Source organism: Pygmaiobacter massiliensis (genome assembly GCF_900199435.1).
In the GTDB taxonomy this organism is placed as follows: Bacteria; Bacillota; Clostridia; order Oscillospirales; family Ruminococcaceae; genus Pygmaiobacter; species Pygmaiobacter massiliensis.
In genome coordinates, this window is the sequence record NZ_OAML01000002.1 from 79,372 (window position 1) to 101,303 (window position 21,932).

Sequence of the window (21,932 nt, forward strand, 5' to 3'; positions counted from 1 at the left end):
GATTTTTTCAATACAGCGAAAAGGCGGTGGCCCCCAAGGAAGCTTTAAGCCTTGCCAATGATAAGGCAAAGTAAGAGCATTATATTAAAGCAAAAGTCTAAATGCCCTCCAAATCAAATGGCGGGGTATATTCTTCTTTCGCGGCGGTGCGCTGTTGGGTGTAAATGTATTCAAAGCCCAGCGCTTCTGCATGGGCAACAACAGCTTTGTACTCATAGCTCGATAGTTTGCGGTTAAGCTCGGCATATGGGCTTTGTAGGTACGGGGTATACTGGCTCATCAAGCTTAAAATAAAGCCATCTTTCGGCAGAGCCTCAGCCAGCCAATCCAAAAGCTGTAAACTGTCCTTGTGGTGTCCGGGTAAAATCAAATGACGAATGATAACGCCGCTGTGCAGCATTTCGTTATCATCAAATCGAGGCGGCCCGGCAAGACGAACCATTTCAGAGATGGCAGGTGACGCAACTGCAAAATAATCCTTTGCGCGGGCAAACTTTTCTGAAACATCAGGGCTGAAAAATTTAAGGTCGGGCATGAAGATGTTCGTATGCTCGGCCAGTGCGCGCACGGTTTCGACAGTTTCGTAACCAGAGCAATTGCAGGCAACGGGGATGCGAAGCCCGGGGCGTGCGGCAGAAAGTGCAGCGAGAACATCGGGCAGGTAATGGTCTGGTGTGACAAGATTAATGTTTGCCGCGCCTTTGGCTTGCAGCTCTAAAAAAATTTCGGTAAGCCGTGCTTGCGTGGTTGCCTTGCCCACCGCGCCGCGGCTGATTTCGTGGTTCTGGCAAAAACAGCAGCCTAAACTGCAACCCGAGAAAAAAACAGTGCCGCTGCCAGGGGCATCTTTTCCGGTACCGCTGATGCAGGGTTCTTCCCAAAAATGGAGTGCTGCACGAGAGAGCAGCAGGGTATCGGTGCAGCCACACCGTCCGCGCGTTTGGGTTCTGTCAACACCGCAGTTGCGTGGGCAAAGGGTGCAATGCTGGTAAGGTGAGGTCAACTTAATCATCTACTTCCGGTTTTGTTCCTAAACCGCCCATTGGCACATTGCAGAAAATGCCGCATACCAGAGCGGTTTTTACAAGAATTATACCACAGGAATGGGCTTTTGTGATATACTTAAACTAATATGAAATGATAAGATACAAAGAATGATGAGGTGTTTGAAACCGTGTATTTTAGCTCTGCAACTACTCCGGAGCAACGCTGCCTGGAGCTTTTGTCTCAAGAATATCCTACAATGTCTGCTGCCTCTGCGGCAATTATCAACTTAGAGGCTGTTTTAAAGCTGCCCAAGGGCACAGAACACTTTATGAGTGACCTGCACGGGGAGCACGAGGCGTTTACGCATATCCTGAATAATGCGTCGGGTGTCATCAAAGAAAAAGTTGATTTTGTGCTTGGTAAAACGGTTTCCGAAAAAGAGCGGTCCCGCCTTGCAACATTGATTTATTACCCTGTACAAAAAATAGAGGAGCTCAAAGAGCTGGGCATCGTCAATCGCGAATGGTATCGGCTCACGCTTTATCGCATGGTAGAGGTTTGCCGCTTTGTTGCCAGTAAAAACACTCGAAAATTCGTGCGTGAAAGCTTACCGAAAAATTTTGAATATATCATCGACGAGCTGTTGCACGCACATTTTGAAGACCATCCCAAAGAGCGCTACTACGATCAGATTATCACAGCTATCCTCGATGTGGGCCACGCAGAAGAGTTTATTGCTGCGCTGGCAGAGCTGATTAAAAAACTCGCAGTGTATAAGCTGCATATTGTGGGCGATATCTTCGACCGCGGTCCTCGCCCGGATATTATCATTGATAAGCTGATGGCTCACCATTCGGTTGACCTGCAATGGGGCAACCATGATATACTGTGGATGGGTGCAGCTGCCGGCAGCCCGGCCTGTGTGGCAGCGGCGCTGAATATTACGTTGAGCTATAACAATGCAGAACTGGTAGAAGAGGGGTACGGTATCAGCCTGCGCCCACTTGGCCAGCTTGCAGAGCAGGTATACGCCCATGTGGATTGCAGCCGCTTTGCACCTAGTGCAGCAGAAACTGCCTATATTAGCCCACAGGATACTGACCGCATTGCACGCATGCATAAAGCAATCGCCATTATCATGCTGAAGCTCGAGGCACAGACGATTCGCCGCAATCCGGACTTTGCAATGCAGGACCGGTTGCTGCTGGGCGCAATTGATTTTTCTGCTGGCACAGTAAACATAGGCGGCAAGATATACATGCTGCAGGATACCGATTTGCCGACCATTGACCCTGCTGACCCGGAAAAGCTGACAGAAGAGGAAGCAGACGTGCTGGCAAAACTTTGCCGTGCATTTATGCAGAGCGAAAAGCTGGCTCGTCAGGCTCGCTTTTTCTATGCGGCGGGCAGCGTTTACCGCATTGAAAATGACAATTTGCTGTTCCATGGGGCAATTCCGCTGAAAGCTGACGGTACCATGGATGAGGTTTGCTTTGAGGGGACGGAATACCATGGCCGTGCCTTGATGGAGTATTGCGAAAAAGCAGCACGCCAAGGCTACTTTGCCCCCGAGGAAAGCGACGAGCGGCAGCGGGGCAGAGACTTTTTATGGTATTTGTGGTGCGGCCCGAAATCGCCTATTTATGGCCGTGCAAAGATGTCCACATTTGAGCACCTGTTCCTTAACGAAAAAGATACCTGGGACGAGAAGAAAAATTTCTATTACGACTACACCGATTCCGAAGAGACTTTTTGCATGTTGCTGCGTGAATTTGGGCTTAACTCCAATGATGCGCACATTATTAACGGACATGTGCCGGTGCTTGCCGCGAAAGGCGAAAATCCCGTTAAGGCAGGCGGCAAACTGATTGTAATTGATGGCGGATTTTGCAAAGCGTACCACAGCAAAACAGGCCTTGCCGGATACACGCTGGTTTCGTCTTCACGAGGTCTTTCACTGCGCAGCCACGAGCCGTTTGAGTCGATTCAGAAAGCCATTACGGAAAATCGCGATATCCTATCCAGTGTTGCGATTTTTGAAACCAACCGTGAACGTCGGCTCATTGAGGATACCGATGAAGGGCAGGCGATTCGTCGCCAGATTACCGAGCTGCAGCGACTGCTGGCAGCATACCGCGCGGGAATAATAAAGGAGAACAACAAGCAATGATAGATTTTGCCACCGCATTTGAAACACGCAAAACCGACACAGACTATACCGTAACCGCAGCGATGCCAGGCCAATATAGCTTGTTTACCAGCACCTCGCCGGATGGGTTCACTCCGGATGCACTGGCAGCAGAGTTCACTGACCTTGTGGAGCTGGATGATCCGATGCCGGGCAAACGATGCTTCTTTCATGTGCTTGATGATTGCGGCAGTCATTATGTAACGTCGCTGCGCATCTTGCCGTTTGAAAGTGTAGAGAATTTTCGCGAGCTTGGCGGTTATCGCACCGAAGAGGGCAGATTTGTGCGTTGGGGCAGATTTTACCGCTCTGCCCGACTCTCGCACTTGACCGAAGCGGAGACAGAGCAAATTGCTTCGCTGGGTATTCGTACTTTGCTGGATCTTCGCAGCGGGGGAGAGATAGAACAGCACCCGGACCCGGAGCTGCCGGATGCCGATTACCGTGCAATTTCTGCAATTTTAAATATGGATGGCAACGAGAAGGATTTTGACCCTGCTCATCTGCTGACACAAACTGCAGAAGAGATGGAGCAGGACGAAAAAGATTTCATGGATATCTATCGTGCTATGCCGTTTGCTAACCGTGCGTACCAGTGGATGTTCGATCAGCTGCTTTCAGAAAAGACACCGATTTTGTTTCATTGTACGGCGGGCAAAGACCGTACCGGCATAGGGGCTGCATTGATTTTGCTTGCGCTGGGCGTGCCGCGCAAGTTAATTGAAGAAGATTATATGCTCACCAATCACTGTTGCCGCAAAAATATTGATCGCTTAGTGGACCAATATTATCGTGAAGGTCAGCCCCAGTTTGTAAAACGCTACCTTACTGCAATTGGCGGTGTAGGCCTTTACAACCTGGAAGCCGCCCTTGACGAGATAGAAGTTCGGTACCCGTCAAAAGAAGCGTTTTTTGAGTGCGAGTACGGATTGGATGCCACAAAGCTTGCAGCATTGCGCGCGATGTATTTGGAATCACCGCATCCCGTAAAAGAAAGCAGCTAAACCGCTGAGCGAAAAGTTGTCGCATAGCGTGTAACCATAAACAATGAAAACAGCAGGCCGCAATCTCATTCAGCGGTCTGCTGTTTTTTATATCAAAAGGCGAAAAAGCCGGGCAGCTGGATAATACCAAGCTGCCCGGCTAAAGTTTTGTATCCGGGGAATATTACTGCTCGCCATATTCAGGCAAACCCATTAACACATTGCGATAAAGTTTTGCGTAGATGAGAATGCTTGCAATCAACGAAAAGGTTTCCGCAATCGGGAAAGCATACCACACCACGGTCAGGTCGTGGGTCAGCACTGCAAATGCAAGAGAAACGGGCAGGATTACGATAAGCTGACGCAAAATCGAAATGAAAAGGCTCGAAAAGCCCTTGCCCAAAGCCTGAAAAGCAGAAGAGAAAACAATGCCGAGTGCGGCAGGGATAAAGCACAAGCTGATGGTGCGCAAAGCGGGCACGCCAATTGCAAGCATCTGCTCCGAGGCATTGAAAATGCCAAGCAACTCTGTCGGCAAAGCCCAGAACAAGATAGTGCCGGAAGCCATAATAATGACGGCGATGATGCTGCCCCATTTGACGGTTTGGGTGACGCGGTGACGAGAGCGTGCACCATAGTTGAAGCCGATAATCGGCAAAAGGCCTTGGTTGAGGCCGAAAACGGGCATAAATACGAAACTTTGCAGCTTAAAGTAAATGCCAAAGAACGCGACCGCAGTTTCAGAGAATGCAATCAAAATAGCATTCATACCTACTACCATCACCGAGCCAATCGACTGCATGATGATAGCGGGGAAGCCAACTGCGTAAATGTTCTTAATCATCGAAAGGGTGGGCTTAAACCCGCGCAACACGACCGAAACGCCATGTTTTTTGGTGAAAAGCACGAACAGCAAATAAAGCATAGAGACAATTTGCCCAATGATTGTTGCCACTGCGGCACCTGCAACGCCCATTTGGGGGAAGGGCCCAATACCGAAGATGAACAGCGGATCCAGAATAATATTAGTGATTGCACCAAGCAGCTGAGAGAGCATCGGGTGAATCATATCACCGGTTGCCTGAAGAGTTTTTTCAATGTTAATTGAAACACAGCAACCTACCGAGCCAATACAAACAATGGACATATAGCTTTCGCCCATTGCAATAATCTCAGGGTTGGCAGTAAAAAGCGTAAAGAAAGTACGCGAGAAGAAAATGCCCAAAAGAGCGAAAAACAGCCAATTCAAAAGGCCAATCAGCAAACCATGGGTAGCGGCGCTATCGGCATCTTTTTGGTTGCGCTCGCCCAAACGGCGGCTGATAAGCGAATTGAGACCAACACCGGTGCCAACCGCAACTGCAATCAGCAGGTTCTGAATTGGGAAAACCAGCGAAACCGCAGTAAGTGCACTTTCGCTTACTTGCGCTACGAAGTAGCTATCAACGACGTTGTACAAAGCCTGTACCAACATCGACATCATTGCGGGCAACGACATTGCCAGAATTAACGGTAAAATAGGTCTTGTCCCCATTTTATTTTGCTTTTTTTGTTCCAAAAAATTCACTCCTATCCAGCCACTTCGAGACAAAGCAAAACAAAGCAGCTTTTCTATTCTAATCATTTTTCAATATAAATGCAAGTTTTTTTACTTTACATTTAATAAAACGCACAAATGGTCCATAAAGCACGAAAAAAGCCGAAAAGGCTTTTGTTAATTTTGCCCAAAAAACAATGCGTGCATTTTAATAGGGCTTATAACAAAGTTCAAGAAGGTCTAGCTGTATAGAATGTTAGATTAACCTATGAACAAGTTAAAGTAGACAAAAGGGATATAAAATCAAAAAAGCCACTTGCTCCATTGTGGTTGTTGGCATTTTCTATTATAATAAAACAAACAGCTTGCCAACAGAAAGGGATATTTATGGATCGTTTTTATTTTGTGATACAAACGAAGATGGAAAAAGAGGATTACAAAAAATTTTTGTACCTTGCCACTTTTTTTAGAAACAAGCTTACCTTGCCCATCATTTTACTACTGGCGTTTTTGGGCAGCGCAGCCGTTCAACTTACCGAGGGTGCGTTTAGCTTGGCACCTTTTTTAGTGGTTACGATACTGATGTTTGTGGTTGCAGTGGCGGCAGTGTGCTTTCAGGTAGAGCGAAAAAACAAACAACGTGTTACCACAGATAAAACCGGAGCATTTGGGAGCATTAGCACCCTGCGTTTTGGCGAAGAAGTAATACAAATGGAAAACGAAGCAATGCATTCCAGCGGTGAGCTGAGATATGACCAAATCTATCAGCTATTAGAAACGCACGATTATTTTATCTTTTACCTCACGGCGAATCAAGCCTCGCTGGTAAGAAAAAAAGATGTAACAGATGTAGCGGCTTTCCGTACATTCTTGCAAGAGAAGTTTGCAGGCACGTACAAAAAAATGGGCAAGGTGTAAACAAAAAGAACCGGAGAAAGATCTCCGGTTCTTTTTTTATAATACAAGAATTAGCTATTGTACAAGTTCAGGCCGGGCAGGTTTTTGTCTGCCTGATAGCTCTGGAAGTTGTAAAGAATCAGCACATCATCATAACCGTTTTCGGCAATGATTTTATCCACGCTGGAACGTAGATTACGAAGATCAATAATGTCGATTTGCGCATAGTCGGCAGTTAAGAACGGAACAAAGCAGTTTGCATAGCTGTCTTTGATAACCAGTACTTTGCCGGTACCATTGCCTTCTACGCGAGAGAATCCGTTATTGCCATAAAGGAACATCGCGTACTTATCGCGAACCTCCAGTTTGGTTTCGTCATACAAGTCTACAAAACTGGTCTCCAGCCCTGCATTTGCTGCAAGTTGCTGTTCCTCCAATGTGCCGCCCTGTAAAATTGCCATTGGGTTGGTAAGGTCGCTGTAATAGGTGAGAGTATCGGGCACTGCACTGTACAGCTTGGACTTGCTGTATAAAGTGCCAAAGAAGTCATCAACGGTGGTTGCAGTATGACCTGATGGAGTAAACGAGCCTTTGCCGACCTCGGCTGCAAATTGCCGATAAGCCAGGTAAGCGCCGCTGGTTGTCCAGTGGTGGTCAGTCGCATAATAAAGCGGCTCTGATTGATGGGCGGTAAAGGCGGGCAGCAAATCAATAAAAGTGCCGTTTGCGCCAAACCGTGTTGCCATATCCTGCAGGTACGGCAGCTCATCAACGAAAGGTGCGCTCGGCGCATTGGGGCTAACCATATCAGCAGAGGGGACAATCATCACCTTTACAAGGCCCGGATGGCGGCTTATAAAGCGCTCAATAGCCTTTGTATTGTTCTCCAGCTGAGTGGTGTCTACCGTGTAGAATTTTTGGTACATGGTGCCGTTGTCGCCATAAAGAATGCCATTGTTTTCTGTTTTCATCAGCAAGCCTTCGACGCGGCTTTTTAGTGTGATCCAGACGTCTCGGCCAAGAAACTGGTCATTGACATAGGTTTCATACAAGTACGAAAACTTTTTATCCTCATCGACGGCGAGCAGATTTGTACGTGTAACAATTGGCTTTTTGGCCAGTGAACGGTTTTCTAATTCGCTGAAAGCGCGATTGTTTGCGCGGTTATCGGCAAGGCTAAATAAAATGATGAAACTGCTAAATACAATAACTGCGGGGTGGCGCAGCAGCGTTTTCCATTTTTCTTTCATACACTACGCCTCCTTAAAAACGGAAATAGATAAACGGGTTATAGGTGCTGTCGACGAGGTATGCAATTGAAACTAGCAACAGCACGGCGAGAAAAGCAATGCGCAGAACTTCTTTTTTCTGGCGGCAGAGCTTATGGTAGAAGCGCCCGGGGTAGGGGGTGCTGCAAACAATGCCCAGCAACAGGCTGAGGCCATAGTTTCGCACAAAATACCCTGCCGAAATACCACTCTGCGGAATGAACAATTTGCTAAAGAACATCGCAAGGTCGCCCATGCCGGTGTCTACCGCAAAAATTGCCCAGCCAACAACAATAAAGAAGAGTGCGTAAATATGGGGCCAGATTTTGCCCTTTGCAAGCGGTTTGTGCAACCATAGTTTTTCGACGGTAAGCAGCACAAAATAGTAAAAGCCCCAGAGTAAAAAGTTCCAGTTAGCGCCATGCCAAAACCCGGTAAGACACCACACGATGAAGAGGTTGAGTACCTGTCGTTTCATGCCACGGCGGTTGCCGCCAAGGGGGATATACAGATATTCGCGGAACCAGCCGGACAGTGTCATGTGCCAGCGACGCCAGAAATCGGTGATGCTGCGCGAAATATAAGGCAGGTTAAAGTTTAGAGGGAAGTTGAAGCCCAGCATTTTGCCAAGGCCGATGGCCATGGTGGAATAGCCGGAAAAATCAAAGTAAATTTGCAGCGTAAAGGCGATTGCACCCAACCATGCAAGAGGGGTCGAGATGTTGGCATAGCCAAGCACCTTAATATCATCCCACAAAGCGCCAATGCTGTTTGCAAGCAAAACTTTTTTGGCAAGGCCCAGCACAAAAAGACCGATGCCTGCATCAATTTCAGAAAGAGTATAGCGGTTTTTGTGGACTTTGAGCTGAGCGGCAACGTCTTTATACAAAACAATAGGGCCAGCAATCAGCTGCGGGAACATGACAACATAAGCGCCCAAGTCAATAATGTTGCGCTCGGGCTCCACCTCTCCGCGGTATACATCCAGCGTGTAGCTCATCGTCTGGAAGGTGTAGAAGCTGATGCCAAGGGGCAAAGTCAGCCTTAACAGCCCAATAGATGTGCCGAACAGGGCGTTGATATTAATGATAAAGAAATCGGTGTATTTAAAGAAGAAAAGCATACCAAGGTTAAAAACCAGGGTTAATACCAAAAGCCAGCGGCGCACGGTAGGCTTGTCCTGATTTTTACCGAGAAAAATCGCAATAAAATAGTTACCTACAATGCAGGCCAGCATGATGGGGAAGTAGCGTACCTCGCCCCAGGAGTAGAAAAAGATGCTGACCAGAAAAAGTGCGAGATTTTTTAATTTTGCAGGCGCAAGGTAATAAATCGCCAGCGCAATGGGAAGAAAACGGAAAATGAACAACAGGCTGCTGAATATCAAACAATCACCAACTTCAGAAATATTTCAATTACACAAAACAAGCCGACGCCAAAACGGCGCCGGCCAGTATCGGTACAACCACAAGTATATCGAATTATATGCGATTTCGCAAGGCAATTCGCAAACCTTGGCTTTACTTTAACGCGTTATCAATGGCTTCGTCGATGGGCTTGTAAACTGCCTCAGCGCCTTCATCCATGATTTTTTCAGAGTCACCTGCAATAACAAAGATGACATAATCGCCTTTTACAACAATACGGCCAGCTTTTGCTTTTTCATATTCTTGAGAAAGGTACATTTCGCACTGGCTTGCTTTTGCATCGCGGCGTGCCTCACAGGCAGTTTTGATGGTATCTGCTTTGCCTTTTGCAGCTTTTACAATCAAAATCTCGTCGCTGGAAACGTTAACGTTGGAGTATTTACCCACATATTCTTCCACGTCGCTCATATTGATGCCGTAAAGGTCGGTCAGCATCGAGTCATCGATGTTACCTGGCATAGTTACAGGTGCGACTTTTTCGATTGAAGTCATGATGTCGTTGATATTGTAGTTTGCAGAGCTGCTTCCACAGCCCACCGCTAATACAGCGACCATGCAGGCAGCAAGTACGGTTGAAACTATTTTTTTCATAAATTTTTGCATATCCTTTCTTTGTGAAAAAATCGGCGCCAAAAAGGCCGCCCCGATGCTTAATATACTACTTTAAATTGGCTGTTTATGCAACCCTTTTTGTAGTATTCTTGCAAATGTTACCGAATATTCACAAACCTGACAAAGCGCAAAAAAACATCGCCCCCGCTGATGGCAAGGGCGATGTTTTATCGACTATTTGGATTTGGAACTGGAAGTTTCATTTACAACAACAACAGTAGTGTTGCCGTTTTTCATGTTTTCGTCCAGTGCCTGCATCAAGGTTTTAAAATTATTGGTGGACACCGTTGCACCAGCCACCGTAGCGACATCTTTCAATTTGCCGGATTCAAGATACTGGTTGGTGATATCTGCATAGAATTTTGCAGGATAAGTGCCCTCTACGGACTGCATGTTGCTGCGATAGGATTCATCCGCAGATTTCAGTTTGCCGTCTACATCAACACCGTCGAAGGTAAGTACCGTAACGGTATTTCCGCTTACTTGAACATCCACATACTCTTTCCAACCATGGCTGTCGAAATTCGCAAACTCAGCATGGTAGACACCGTCTTTATAATCGGGTGTGCAGCCAGTTAAAAAGCTAAGTGCGACAACAAGCAAGGTGGAAATTGCAAGCAATTTTTTCATTTGCAGAGTTGCCTCCTGATTCTTGAGTTTTGGGGAATACTGGCCTATTATACTGTTTTTTAGATGAGTTGTCAAACAGTTGCTCATTTAAGCTTGTGGCACTGTACAAAATTGTGAGCCAAATAAGAGGCTTTCTTGACTTTTTCACAATATAATTCTAAAATGAAAAATCAGGACAACTCATCGGATGCACACATGAGAGGATTTGAAACATGAACCCGAAAGCAAAAAAAGCGCTGCTGGCAGCCACGGCGGTTGTAGCGGTTGGCGCCGCAGCCGTCCTATTAATAAACAAAAAAGCTGCCCAAACACAGTACACTGATACCACCTACGCGATGAGCACTGTAATTACGCAGGCGGTGTATGGCAAAAACGCAGAAAAAGCGATGGCGCAGGTGAATGCCGCGCTGCGAGAATATGAGGACAGGCTTTCGCTGTTTAGCAATACCAGCGAGATTGCCAAAATCAATACAGGTGCGGGCACGCCGGTTGCGGTAAGCGATGAAACCTACGCACTTTTATCTCGCGCCTTAGAGCTTTCTGCTCAGTCTGACCATGCTTTTGATTTAACGATTGCACCGTTGACGCTGCTTTGGGGTGTTACCGGAGAAAACCCGAAAGTGCCCCCGCAAGGCGAGATTGACGCACTTTTGCCGCTGGTAGATGATGCTGCCGTAAAGCTGGATCCTATCAACAAAACCGTACAGCTTGCACCGGGCCAGGGGCTCGATTTAGGCGGGATTGCAAAAGGTAATGCATGCACCGCGGCACAAAAAATATATGACGAGCAGGGAATCACTTCTGCGGTGCTTAATATCGGCGGCAATGTGTATATAAAGGGCACAAAGCCAGATGGAAGCCTTTATCGTGTGGGATTCCGTGACCCCAATGGAGATGAATCCAGCTATATTGCATCACTTGCAATGAAAGACCAGGTGCTTGCAGTTTCAGGTGGATACGAGCGCTATTTCGTAGAAAATGGTAAAAAATATTGTCACATTATTAGCGGACAAACTGGTTGGCCGGTAGAAAGCGATATCGTTTCGGTCGGCATCGTCACCCCCGATGGCACTTTGGCAGATTTTCTTTCGACCACGCTTTATGTCTGGGGCGAGCAAAAAAGCCTTGCGTGGGCCGCGGCACAAGATGATGTGCAGATTTTGCTGCTGGACAATAAAGGAACCTTGTATGCGACAAAAGGTCTGGAAGGCAGCCTTGAGCTGACCGAAGAGGCGCAAAAGTCATATACAATACAATATATATAATATAGACAATCAGGAGGAGAAGCGTTGCAGCGGAATACAAAAAGTCAGGCACGTAGAGTTGCTTTTAGCGGAATGCTGTTTGCGCTTGCCATTGTGCTTTCGGTTGTAGAAGGCATTGTAACCCCCGCACTCGGGTTACCCCCCGGCATCAAGCCGGGCCTTGCAAACATTGTTGTTATGTATGCACTTTTTACTATGGGGGCAGGGCAGGCAGCTGTGCTGGTGCTGATGAAAAGCTTTTTCGTGTTTTTAACCCGCGGGGTAGCAGCAGCGGCACTTTCAGCGTCGGGCGGCTTTTGCTCGCTTGCAGTTATGCTTCTGCTGTTGCTACTGACGCGCAGGCAAGCTTCTTACCTCATTCTTTCGGTGTTGGGTGCAATTACCCATAATCTTGGCCAGTTGGCGATGGCAGCACTCTGGCTTGGTACAGCGGTTTCATTTGCCTATACCCCCGTGCTCATTTTAGCGGGTATTGGCATGGGCACGATGACTAGCCTTACCCTAAAGGCGCTGATGCCGACACTTCAAAAACTCAATTTAACAAATTAAAAGAAAGCTGTCTGCTTTAAGAAAGAGCAGACAGCTTTCTTTTAAAAAAAATTATTAGAAAAAATTGGAAAATGTATTGACATAACTATACCAGTATGGTATAGTTTAATCACGGCAAAAAACAAGCCACAAGATGGCTCGAATAACACAAATAATAAAGGAGATTACGATTATGAAAAAATTTGTTTGCACTGTTTGCGGTTACGTACATGAGGGCGATTCCGCTCCGGAGTCCTGCCCGGTTTGCAAAGCTCCGGCTTCTAAGTTTGTAGAGCAGAAAGACACCACTGTCTATGCTGCTGAGCATGTTGTTGGCATTGCACAGGGTGTTGATCCTGAAATCATCGAGGGCCTGCGCATGAACTTTAACGGCGAGTGCAGCGAGGTTGGCATGTACCTGGCAATGAGCCGCGTGGCTGACCGCGAGGGCTATCCCGAAATTGCTGAGGCTTACAAACGCTATGCCTTTGAGGAGGCAGAGCACGCTGCTAAATTTGCAGAGCTGCTCGGCGAAGTGCTGACTGATTCCACCAAAAAGAACCTCGAGATGCGCATTGATGCAGAGCATGGTGCTTGCGACGGCAAGATGCAGCTTGCTGCGAAAGCAAAACAGCTCAACCTGGATGCAATCCATGACACTGTTCATGAGATGGCAAAAGACGAAGCACGTCACGGCAAAGGCTTTGCTGGCCTGTATGCACGCTTCTTCAAATAAGTTATCCTCTTACCAAAAAAAGTATAGTTTTCCCCTGGTTCAAAAGCCCTCGCAGAAATGTGGGGGGCTTTTGGTATATAGCGTTAGAATAAAAAATCCCCCGCCAGTTTTGGCAGGGGATTTTGTGCTACAATAAGAAAAAAGGAGGCATTATCATGCAAGTCCAAATCGTAAAGCTCGAAATTTTTGTACCAGAAAGTCATTTCGAAGCCGTGCGTGCTGCTCTGCAGCAAGAAGACGCAGGACACATCGGTAATTATGACAGCTGCCTTTCCACCACGCAGGTACAGGGCTATTGGCGGCCACTGGAAGGTGCTGACCCTTACGATGGAGAGGTTGGGGTGTTATGCAGTGCGCCGGAACTGAAAATAGAAGTTTGCTGCCGGGTAGAAAAACTGCCTCAAACGTTGTGCGCGGTTAAGGCTGCCCACCCATATGAGGAGCCTGTTATTAATGTGCTGCCGTTGCTTGCAACCGGCCTTTCAGAGTTATAAGCTATTCAAAACAGTTGTGCTGGCGTTTTTCCTCCAGCATGGGGATGGCATATAGCTTGCCTTTGGTATCAATCGCAGCGAAAAAGATATCGCTCAGCTGCGTCATGCCCAAAGCGTGAAGCTCTTTTTCAAGCCATTTTTCGTCTCGGCCAGAAGCTTGCAAGTTTGCATCAATGAGCTTTCCGTCCAGCACCACATAGTAGGGCAAAACCTCAGGCTGCAGTGTAACACCAAGGTCGGAAGCGGTAATAGGGCGCTGCTCTGCAAGTGGCAAAAAGCTTACCTGTCCATTTGTTTCAAGAATCGCAGACTCCAACTGGTTTAAGTCGAAATAACCTGCAATACGGCATTGTGTCAAAAATTCGTTGATGTCCATTTTCGCGCAGGCAAGATTCTTTTTGTATAGTTTGTTGTGAGAATAAAGCACCAGTGGCTGCCCGTTGAAAAATTTGCGTAGTTTTATAGAATGACAGGTGCAAAGAGAAATGCCGATTGCGGCAAGCGCATAAACGACCATTGCTGTAAAAGAATGTAAGGGGTTTTCCAGGTTTGTCGCAAACTCAGCCGCAATAGAGCCAATTGTAATGCCGTTGATATAGTCGAACATACTCATCTGGCTGAGCTGCCGATTGCCCATTAGCTTGGTGAGGACAAAAAGTGCGATGATGGAGCATATACTGGTAAGGATAACGTAAAGAATATTCATGAATAGGGCATTCCTTTCGCGAAAAATTTGTATCAAACCGAATCGGTGCGTTTGCACAGCATCGCAGACGGCTTATTTGCGCAGCAGAAGATAAACGAAGTATTGCAAGCCTGCCACATACGCATTCATGTTGTATTTTGCACCAATTCCAGGGTGTTTATCAGTGCAATATGTGGGATTTTTCACACCTGAGTTGTAAGTGTGAAAGAAAAAGTTTATCATATTGAGTGAAAGTTCACGTAATGTAAAAAGGTAAATTATTTTGCAGAAGGACTTTTCCGGAGGGCGTAGCAATGAAGCATATTTTTATTGTAAATCCCAATGCGGGCAAATCTGATGTAACCGGCACGCTTGTACCGAAATTGATTGAGCAATTGGCTCCGTTGGGCTTAGATTATACGATAGAGCTGACCAATCACCCCGGACACGCTACCGAGATTACAAAACAGTATGCAATGGCGCGTGAGCCGGTGCGGTTCTACGCCTGTGGTGGAGATGGCACATTAAACGAGGTCATCTCCGGTGCATACCTTTACCCAGAGGCCGAGGTGGCTTGCCTGCCGGTAGGGTCGGGGAACGACATGGTGCGTAATTTTGGCACCAAAGAGGATTTTTTGAATCTTACAGACAATATTGCAGGCACAGCAATTCCCATCGACCTCATGGAAGTGGACGGGAAGATAGGCATTGCAATCTGCTCTGTCGGGCTGGATGCTTCGGTGGCGTACGAGATTCCGAAATATCGCCGTATTCCTTTTATGGGTGGCTCACTCGCTTACGACCTTTCCATTATAGAAAACATTTGCAAGCCGCTGGGCAGAGTGCTTTCGGTTACGATAGATGGGGAAACCTTTGTTGGAAAGTATATGATAGCAGCGGTGGCAAACGGCAGTTATTACGGTGGGGGCTTTTGCGCGGCGCCTTGTGCACGTATGGACGATGGCCTTCTGGATGTGGTGCTGGTAAAGAAAATCAGCCGGTTGCGTATTGCACAGCTGATTGCGCAGTATCAGAGTGGACGCCACTTTGAAAATGGCGAAATTGCCGAAGCGCTAAAAGAAATCATCCAATTTCGGCGGGGGCATGAGGTAACGATTCAGCCCGAAGAAACGATTATTGCAAATATTGACGGCGAATGTATGCCGCGCGATCTATTGAATATTCGCAATGTCCCGAAAGCCGGGCAATTTGTTCTGCCCGCAAAGCTTTATAAAGAATACATAGCAAAATCTCCGGCGCAGGCCATGGCGACCCTATAAAGGTAAGCGTCGATAAAAATAGCGCGTTTATAAAACAGCACAAAATAGCAGCCAATTTTTAAAATAAAAGGTAAAAGCAGCGGAGAAAAAACTCTCCGCTGCTTTTTTATCAGACAAAACAGGGAAAACTACACATTTGTTCATAATTTTTTTTCAATTTAACTATTGCAATTTAAGAAAAATGAGTTAAAATAATCTTAGCACTCAAGAATGAAGAGTGCTAAACGAAAAATTACTTTAAATAAAGGGGATATTTGTTATGAAAATCGTACCTTTGTCTGACCGAGTTGTCATCAAGGCCGAAAAAGCAGAAGAGACTACCAAAAGCGGTATCATTCTGGCCGGCAGCGCAAAAGAAAAGCCGCAGGTCGCCGTTGTAGTTGCAGTTGGGCCTGGCGGTATGGTGGACGGTAACGAAGTCAAAATGACCGTTAAAGTGGGCGATAAAGTAATCGCTGCTAAATATGCCGGCACCGAAGTTAAGCTTGACGGCGAAGAGTGCCTGATTGTCCGCCAGAGCGATATTCTTGCTGTGGTAGAGGACTAACCAACAGTTCGATTTTTTAGATTATCATATTAAAGGAGAGATTTCTCATGGCTAAAAAGCTTTTGTATGGCGAAGATGCTCGTAAAAAACTGCAGGCCGGTATCGACCAGCTCGCAGACACTGTTAAAATCACTCTAGGCCCCAAAGGCCGCAACGTAGTGCTGGAGCGCAAATTTGGCGCACCCCTTATCACTAACGACGGTGTGACCATTGCAAAAGAGATCGAACTGAAAGATCCGTTTGAGAACATGGGCGCACAGCTGGTTAAAGAAGTTGCTACCAAAACCAACGATGCTGCCGGCGATGGCACCACCACTGCAACCGTTCTGGCGCAGGCACTCGTACACGAGGGCATGAAGAACGTTGCCGCTGGTGCAAACCCGATGGATATCAAACGCGGCATGCAGAAAGCAGTTGATGCAGCAGTTGCAGCTATCAAATCAGGCAGCAAAAAAGTCAGCGGCAGCGCAGACATTGCCCGTGTTGCTACTGTTTCCGCAGCAGATGCCACCATTGGCGATTTGATTGCTGATGCAATGGAAAAAGTAACCGCAGACGGCGTTATCACCATTGAAGAATCCAAAACTGCCGACACCTACTCTGAGGTTGTTGAAGGCATGATGTTCGACCGCGGCTACATCACCCCGTACATGGTAACTGATACGGACAAGATGGAAGCGGTTATGGACGACCCGTTCATCCTCATCACCGACAAAAAAATCTCGGTTATTCAGGATTTGCTGCCCCTGCTTGAGCAGATTGTCAAAATGGGCAAAAAACTCGTTATCATCGCTGAGGATATCGAAGGCGAGGCGCTTTCTACCCTCATCGTGAACAAACTGCGCGGCACCTTTAACTGCGTTGCTGTCAAAGCACCGGGCTTTGGTGACCGCCGCAAAGAGATGCTGCAGGACATCGCTGTCCTCACCGGCGGTGTTGTTATCAGCGAAGAAGTTGGTCTGGAGCTGAAAGATGCTACCCTCGACCAGCTGGGCACTGCACGCCAGGTAAAGGTGACCAAAGAGAACACCGTTATCGTCGATGGCGCAGGTGCAAGCGAAGACATCAAAGCTCGCGTTGCACAGATTCGTGCACAGCTTGAGACCACCACTTCTGAGTTTGACAAAGAGAAGCTGCAAGAGCGCCTTGCAAAGCTCTCCGGTGGTGTAGCCGTCATCAAAGTTGGTGCAGCAACCGAAGTTGAGATGAAAGAGAAGAAACTCCGCATCGAAGACGCACTTTCCGCAACCAAAGCAGCTGTGGAAGAGGGCATTGTCGCAGGCGGCGGTACCATTCTCGTTAACATCATCCCCGAAGTCGAAAAAGCTACCGCAAACCTCGAAGGCGACGAGAAAACCGGTGCTCGCATCGTGCTGGCAGCTGTCAAAGAGCCGCTTCGCCAGATTGCGAAAAACGCAGGCCTTGAGGGCAGCGTCATCATCGACAAAATTCAGAACAGCGGTAAAATTGGCTATGGCTTCAACGCCCAGACCGAACAGTATGGCGATATGATCGCTGACTTCGGTGTTGTGGACCCGACCAAAGTTACCCGCAGCGCTCTGCAGAACGCTGCTTCTGTTGCAGCAATGGTACTCACCACTGAGAGCCTTGTTGCTGACGAGCCTGAAGACAAAGCATCGGCAATGCCCGCAATGGACGGCGGCATGGGCGGCATGTACTAATCGGCACTGAATATGAAAAACAGGCACAGCAAAACGCTGTGCCTGTTTTATTTTTTTCTGTTCGCAACCCCTGAATTTTAAAAAGCGATAGTGAGGAAGCTTTGCATCCGCACAGAAAGCAAATAGCATAAAAGCTAGGTGGAATTACGATGTGCCTTGTCGTATTTGCGCAGTAGTAAAATCACTTTTGCAATGAGCCAAAAGATAAGTAAGGTAAGGGCAATGCCCTCAAAAAAACCAATCCAAAAGTCAGTCAAATAATTACGAAAGAAAAGCGCCGTTAAGCTGGCAAGCAGACCAACCAGTAAATCTAATTGAAGCAGAAAATCCACTTTTTTCATACACAAAAGACTCCCTTTCGCCAAAATAATAGCAGCGGGCAGATTGAGCTTTGCAGTCCTGCCTCAAAAAGCTTGCTGTCAAAGAAATCTTTAACTCCTCCGCTGAGTTAAAACTTCCTTGCGTAATAAATTTTAAAGGGGAGTTTTACCAAGGCCAACACAAAAAGTGTAGCGATGAGGGTAATGCAAACTTTTTCGTCAAAAAAGCCTGCAACGATAGCTGCAAATGCAAGCAGGCCCATAGAAAACAAGCCACTGGTGGCAAATGTGTGCAGGCGAATGCTGGCCTTGCGCTCATCATGTTCAGCAATATACAAGGCAAGCAGGTCTTTGTCGTTTTTCTGGGCTGCCATAATTTTGCTTACGTGGTAAACAAGCAACAGTTCCAAGCCGATAAAAAGCCCAAGTTGAAAACCGTGAATGAAATCTCCGCCGTGGCTGCGTGCGGCAGCGCCAAAAAAGTAATTAATCGAAAAAATACCGATGCAGCTGAGTGCTAATGCACTGGCGATAAGTTGCTGCCGCCGCTGCAGCTGCTGACGATAAGCTTGCAATTTTGCATCCATTTTTGTTTCCATTACAATTCCTCCAAGTCTGTAAAATCGAATACTTCTTCGATACTTTGATTAAAATAGCGGGCGATTTTATACGCCAAAATTAAGCTGGCAGTGTATTTTTCGTTTTCTAGGCTGATAATGGTCTGCCTTGTCACGCCAACCGCAAGAGCCAATTCTTCCTGGCTGACTTTTGCAGCTTTTCGCAGCTCTTTGATTTTTGTTTTCGTGGGTCGCACCTCCCAAAATTAATGTTAAGCTCGCTTGACAAAATTAGTATAGCTGGCTTTACATAAAATGTCAAGCGTGTTTTACAAATTTTTTGAGTTTTAAAATTCAGTCTTTAATTTATCTTGCCGCTGTTTTTTAAGTAATCAAACGATGCTGTGCTATAAATATAAAAAAGGAGCCACTCTCCGGTGAGAAAGCGGCTCTGTTTTTATTTTGGCAACATTTCTTCTGCTTCGTGGTAAAAAATATCAAGTTTGCCACGATAATGAGGCTTCCAAGGCTTATTGCGGCCGCAGTAATGCATAAACACAGTGTGGCGGCGTACCCAATCCACATCAATCGGCGGGTTTTTAGGAGAGAGGTTATAGTGCCGATAATATTTTTCTGAAAGATTATAAAGTAACGGATTAAGGTGCAAAATGCGGTCGTGATAAAGAGCATTCAATACGTCTTGATCTGGCAAAAGCATCTTTGCTTTATTTTCTGCTATATAGTCGAATACATCCTGCGTGTTCTGCTCTTGGCGCAGTGCGGCTAAATTCATCAGCATAACACCACTGTTGACGTATGCACTGCCGTTGGGCATATCAAGCCTTAGATTATTAAGGGCCTGAAAGCTTCGTTTCACATGGCTCGCGGCTGCAAAAAAGTAAGAACCCAGGTCCAATTTATAAAATTCCCGGATGTCATTCAGCACGACAATGTCAGGATCGAGATACAGCACGCGGTCGAGTGTTTGCGGTAAAAATTTTGCGGCAAAAAGGCGGTAATACATTTCTTTAGGATAGCGGTCCTCAATGGGCGCGTTTGCAAGTGCATCATCGCAGACCGTAATTGGCTGCAAAATCAGCCGCGCTTCGTCAAATCCCCGTGCAACTTCTTTAAAATCGTCTGGTGTTAAGCTGCTGCAGGCGAGGTAAAGTGTAAACGAAGTATCGGGCGTAGTGTGCAAAATAGAAGCGAGCATCACCCGCAAAATGGGAATATATCTTTGGTCTAACGTTACTAATAAGTGAATCATCACAAATTTTATCCCTGCGCTTTCTTAATTGTAGTTAGGAATCAGAGATTCCATTGACTAACAGTATTTTACCGCGTTTGCCGCGTGTTTGTGTGAACAATCTGTTTAATTTGAAAAGAGCGCGTGCAAACTAAACAGATAGAAGAACACACGAAAATGACTTTTGGCCGCGTTGCTGTTATAAAACTGTTTTCTGGTTCTATTTTACTCCGGAAAGGGGCGTATGCCAAGATGTCCAGCAAACGTTTGATTGCATTGTTTGGCCTTTTTTTGGCTTTGTTCACTGTGGTGCAGTTACGCATTTTTGCGTTGATGCTGGACCCCTATACCGCCGATACTGCAAAAGCGCAAAGCACGGTATCGTTGCAGCTCTCAGCTGGGCGCGGCGAAATTTTAGACAGGGAGGGTCGCTCGCTGATTGACGGCAACAACGAAACAATGGCGTTGGCACTGCCAGGCGATTCCAGCTATGCTAAACTCTACCGCAGCCTTTCACCAGATGCGGCGGCCAGTCTGTACAATAATGGTGTCTACGGCCCTTCGCTGGTCTCTGTGGAAAGCTTGCCCGCAGATCAAGGCATCTATACCTTTACGCGGCCCGGCCGTTATTTTGAAACACCGACGGCGGTGCATCTGATTGGTTATTTAGACGGCGATGGAAAAGGTGCATCCGGCATTGAAAAAGCTTACAACGATGTACTGGCACGCGGTGGCACCAAAACTTTTGTGCGGTGCGAAACAATGGCTGCCGGCGGGCTGATGCAAGGTACTGAGCCGGAGGTTTACAGTGAAGAAGGCACAAGCGAGGCAGTACAGATGACGCTGTCGCTGTCGGTGCAGCGGCTATGTGAAGCTGTGGCGGAAAGCAGGCTGACGAGCGGTGCGGTAGTTGTGCTGGATACAAAGAGCGGGGAAATTCTAGGCCTTGCAAGTGTGCCGCAGTACGACCCGTTGAATGTAGCGAAAAGCATTAAGAATGGCGACACTGCGCTGCTTTGCCGCGCAACGGCAGCTTATAACGTTGGCTCCGTATTCAAACCGATTGTTGCCGCAGCAGCATTGGAAGCTGGTATGGATGAAAATGCTGTTTATGAGTGCACTGGCGAAATTGAAGTGGCAGGACACAAATACCACTGCGCCAAAAACAAAGCACACGGTTCGGTGGATATGAAAAAAGCGCTGGAACAGTCTTGTAACTGTTACTTTATCCAGCTGGCACAGCAGATGGAGGAAAAAGATACGCTTTGCTCTATGGCACGGCGCGCCGGTTTTGGGCGTGGCCTGATGCTGTGGGATAATTACCTTTCTGCCGCTGGCAACCTGCCCGATGTTTCGCAGATGACCACACCCGGCGAATTTGTAACCTTGAGTTTTGGTCAGGGACAGTTGCTGGCAAGCCCTTTGCAGCTTGCAGGCGCTATCAATGCCATTGCCAATGATGGGGTTTATATTGCCCCCACAGCAGTAAAGGGCGTAATCAACCAAAATACAGGAGAAGTGGTTAGCCCCGGACCCACGCAGGAAACGCTGCGTATTATGAAGCCTGAAACGGCAAAAACCTTGCAAAAAATGCTTGAGGCCGTTATTACCGAGGGCATTGCAGGCACAGCTGCCCCGCAAGAAGGGCTTGCGGCAGGTAAAACGGGCACTGCTCAAACCGGGCGTATGAATGAAAATGAAGAAGAACTTTACGATGCTTGGTTTGCAGGCTTTTACCCTTCAGAATCTCCGCGTTATACGATTGTAGTTTTCGAGGATTCTACTACCCGCAGCGGTGAAGCTTTAAGCCCTGTTTTTGCAGAACTTTGCAATAGCCTTGCACTTTTTAAAGACCAAAAGATAGATTAGCGTCTAAGAAACGTGAAATAAAAAAATTAGACGCAAACTTAGACGGTACGAGAAAAAGCGAAAGAAAAAACAACAGGTCGAAACTGTTGAAAGGTTCTATTTCTTTCCGGAAAATTTACTTCATTCTGCCAATTGAGCCGCGAAAAACCAAATGCTAAGATGAAACCACAAGTGGTTTTACATTTGCGATT

At 46.9% G+C, this 21,932-nt stretch carries 22 protein-coding genes; 11 read left to right on the forward strand and 11 right to left on the reverse strand.

All coding sequences use genetic code 11. The features are described 5' to 3' along the window. Positions 1-97: 97 nt before the first annotated feature. A complete protein-coding gene (locus tag C1A11_RS00370; protein WP_102048453.1) occupies positions 98-1,012 on the reverse strand; it encodes a radical SAM protein in 915 nt (304 codons plus the stop codon). A gap of 162 nt (positions 1,013-1,174) precedes the next feature. Here C1A11_RS00370 and C1A11_RS00375 point away from each other — a divergent pair, with 162 nt between their 5' ends. Further along, positions 1,175-3,157, forward strand: coding sequence for a fructose-1,6-bisphosphatase (locus tag C1A11_RS00375; RefSeq protein WP_278335955.1), 1,983 nt, complete (start codon positions 1,175-1,177; stop codon positions 3,155-3,157). Then, positions 3,154-4,179, forward strand: coding sequence for a tyrosine-protein phosphatase (locus C1A11_RS00380; RefSeq protein WP_102048454.1), 1,026 nt, complete (start codon positions 3,154-3,156; stop codon positions 4,177-4,179). Before C1A11_RS00375 ends, C1A11_RS00380 begins: the two co-directional genes overlap by 4 nt. A gap of 163 nt (positions 4,180-4,342) precedes the next feature. Here the strand turns inward: C1A11_RS00380 and C1A11_RS00385 are convergent, their stop codons facing one another. Further along, a complete protein-coding gene (locus C1A11_RS00385; protein ID WP_242965774.1) occupies positions 4,343-5,692 on the reverse strand; it encodes an MATE family efflux transporter in 1,350 nt (449 codons plus the stop codon). A 390-nt stretch (positions 5,693-6,082) separates the two neighbouring features. On the opposite strand from C1A11_RS00385, the gene C1A11_RS00390 reads away from it, so the two are divergent. Beyond that, positions 6,083-6,613, forward strand: coding sequence for a YcxB family protein (locus C1A11_RS00390; RefSeq protein WP_242965775.1), 531 nt, complete (start codon positions 6,083-6,085; stop codon positions 6,611-6,613). A 50-nt stretch (positions 6,614-6,663) separates the two neighbouring features. Here C1A11_RS00390 and C1A11_RS00395 read toward each other — a convergent pair whose 3' ends face one another. The 4 genes from C1A11_RS00395 to C1A11_RS00410 all read right to left on the reverse strand — a co-directional run bounded on the left by C1A11_RS00395 (position 6,664) and on the right by C1A11_RS00410 (position 10,529). Continuing rightward, a complete protein-coding gene (locus C1A11_RS00395; RefSeq protein ID WP_102048456.1) occupies positions 6,664-7,842 on the reverse strand; it encodes a DHHW family protein in 1,179 nt (392 codons plus the stop codon). Between the two features lie 13 nt (positions 7,843-7,855). Further along, positions 7,856-9,247 carry an MBOAT family O-acyltransferase gene (locus C1A11_RS00400; RefSeq protein WP_102048457.1) on the reverse strand — a complete coding sequence of 464 codons (1,392 nt, stop codon included), beginning with the start codon at positions 9,245-9,247 and terminating at the stop codon, positions 7,856-7,858. A gap of 133 nt (positions 9,248-9,380) precedes the next feature. Then, on the reverse strand, positions 9,381-9,878 hold the full coding sequence (locus C1A11_RS00405; RefSeq protein WP_180950185.1) for a DUF4358 domain-containing protein: 498 nt from the start codon (positions 9,876-9,878) through the stop codon (positions 9,381-9,383). Between the two features lie 195 nt (positions 9,879-10,073). Further along, a complete protein-coding gene (locus C1A11_RS00410; protein ID WP_102048459.1) occupies positions 10,074-10,529 on the reverse strand; it encodes a hypothetical protein in 456 nt (151 codons plus the stop codon). Between the two features lie 212 nt (positions 10,530-10,741). On the opposite strand from C1A11_RS00410, the gene C1A11_RS00415 reads away from it, so the two are divergent. The 4 genes from C1A11_RS00415 (at position 10,742) to C1A11_RS00430 (ending at position 13,552) form a co-directional block, all read left to right on the forward strand. Then, complete coding sequence (locus tag C1A11_RS00415; protein ID WP_102048460.1) at positions 10,742-11,794, forward strand: FAD:protein FMN transferase; 1,053 nt, start codon at positions 10,742-10,744, stop codon at positions 11,792-11,794. 24 nt (positions 11,795-11,818) lie between these two features. Beyond that, positions 11,819-12,343 (forward strand): Gx transporter family protein, encoded by a 525-nt coding sequence (locus tag C1A11_RS00420; RefSeq protein WP_102048461.1) that lies wholly within the window; start codon positions 11,819-11,821, stop codon positions 12,341-12,343. A 172-nt stretch (positions 12,344-12,515) separates the two neighbouring features. Continuing rightward, positions 12,516-13,058: an NADH peroxidase gene (locus C1A11_RS00425; protein WP_102048462.1), complete on the forward strand. Its 543-nt coding sequence runs from the start codon at positions 12,516-12,518 to the stop codon at positions 13,056-13,058. Positions 13,059-13,213: 155 nt separating this feature from the next. Continuing rightward, the gene (locus tag C1A11_RS00430; RefSeq protein ID WP_102048463.1) at positions 13,214-13,552 is read left to right on the forward strand and encodes a YqfO family protein; all 339 of its coding nucleotides are present in this window, start codon (positions 13,214-13,216) and stop codon (positions 13,550-13,552) included. A 1-nt stretch (position 13,553) separates the two neighbouring features. Here C1A11_RS00430 and C1A11_RS00435 read toward each other — a convergent pair whose 3' ends face one another. Then, complete coding sequence (locus C1A11_RS00435; protein WP_102048464.1) at positions 13,554-14,258, reverse strand: DUF421 domain-containing protein; 705 nt, start codon at positions 14,256-14,258, stop codon at positions 13,554-13,556. Positions 14,259-14,551: 293 nt separating this feature from the next. Between C1A11_RS00435 and C1A11_RS00440 the strand changes: the two genes are divergently transcribed. The 3 genes from C1A11_RS00440 to groL all read left to right on the forward strand — a co-directional run bounded on the left by C1A11_RS00440 (position 14,552) and on the right by groL (position 17,746). Continuing rightward, complete coding sequence (locus C1A11_RS00440; RefSeq protein ID WP_102048465.1) at positions 14,552-15,517, forward strand: diacylglycerol/lipid kinase family protein; 966 nt, start codon at positions 14,552-14,554, stop codon at positions 15,515-15,517. Positions 15,518-15,776: 259 nt separating this feature from the next. Further along, positions 15,777-16,064 carry a co-chaperone GroES gene (locus C1A11_RS00445; RefSeq protein WP_102048466.1) on the forward strand — a complete coding sequence of 96 codons (288 nt, stop codon included), beginning with the start codon at positions 15,777-15,779 and terminating at the stop codon, positions 16,062-16,064. 47 nt (positions 16,065-16,111) lie between these two features. After that, entirely contained in the window at positions 16,112-17,746 is a 1,635-nt protein-coding gene (groL, locus tag C1A11_RS00450) for a chaperonin GroEL (protein ID WP_102048467.1), read from the forward strand. A 134-nt stretch (positions 17,747-17,880) separates the two neighbouring features. Here the strand turns inward: groL and C1A11_RS00455 are convergent, their stop codons facing one another. The 4 genes from C1A11_RS00455 to C1A11_RS00470 form a co-directional block, all read right to left on the reverse strand. Continuing rightward, positions 17,881-18,087, reverse strand: coding sequence for a hypothetical protein (locus C1A11_RS00455; RefSeq protein WP_102048468.1), 207 nt, complete (start codon positions 18,085-18,087; stop codon positions 17,881-17,883). Positions 18,088-18,194: 107 nt separating this feature from the next. Further along, positions 18,195-18,665 carry a hypothetical protein gene (locus tag C1A11_RS00460; protein WP_102048469.1) on the reverse strand — a complete coding sequence of 157 codons (471 nt, stop codon included), beginning with the start codon at positions 18,663-18,665 and terminating at the stop codon, positions 18,195-18,197. Beyond that, positions 18,665-18,880 carry a helix-turn-helix transcriptional regulator gene (locus tag C1A11_RS00465; protein WP_102048470.1) on the reverse strand — a complete coding sequence of 72 codons (216 nt, stop codon included), beginning with the start codon at positions 18,878-18,880 and terminating at the stop codon, positions 18,665-18,667. The genes C1A11_RS00460 and C1A11_RS00465 overlap by 1 nt, the downstream gene beginning before the upstream one ends. A gap of 200 nt (positions 18,881-19,080) precedes the next feature. Further along, complete coding sequence (locus C1A11_RS00470) at positions 19,081-19,893, reverse strand: glycosyltransferase family 8 protein (RefSeq protein ID WP_102048471.1); 813 nt, start codon at positions 19,891-19,893, stop codon at positions 19,081-19,083. A 231-nt stretch (positions 19,894-20,124) separates the two neighbouring features. Here C1A11_RS00470 and C1A11_RS00475 point away from each other — a divergent pair, with 231 nt between their 5' ends. After that, entirely contained in the window at positions 20,125-21,741 is a 1,617-nt protein-coding gene (locus tag C1A11_RS00475) for a peptidoglycan D,D-transpeptidase FtsI family protein (RefSeq protein WP_180950186.1), read from the forward strand. The last annotated feature ends 191 nt before the right edge of the window (positions 21,742-21,932 follow it).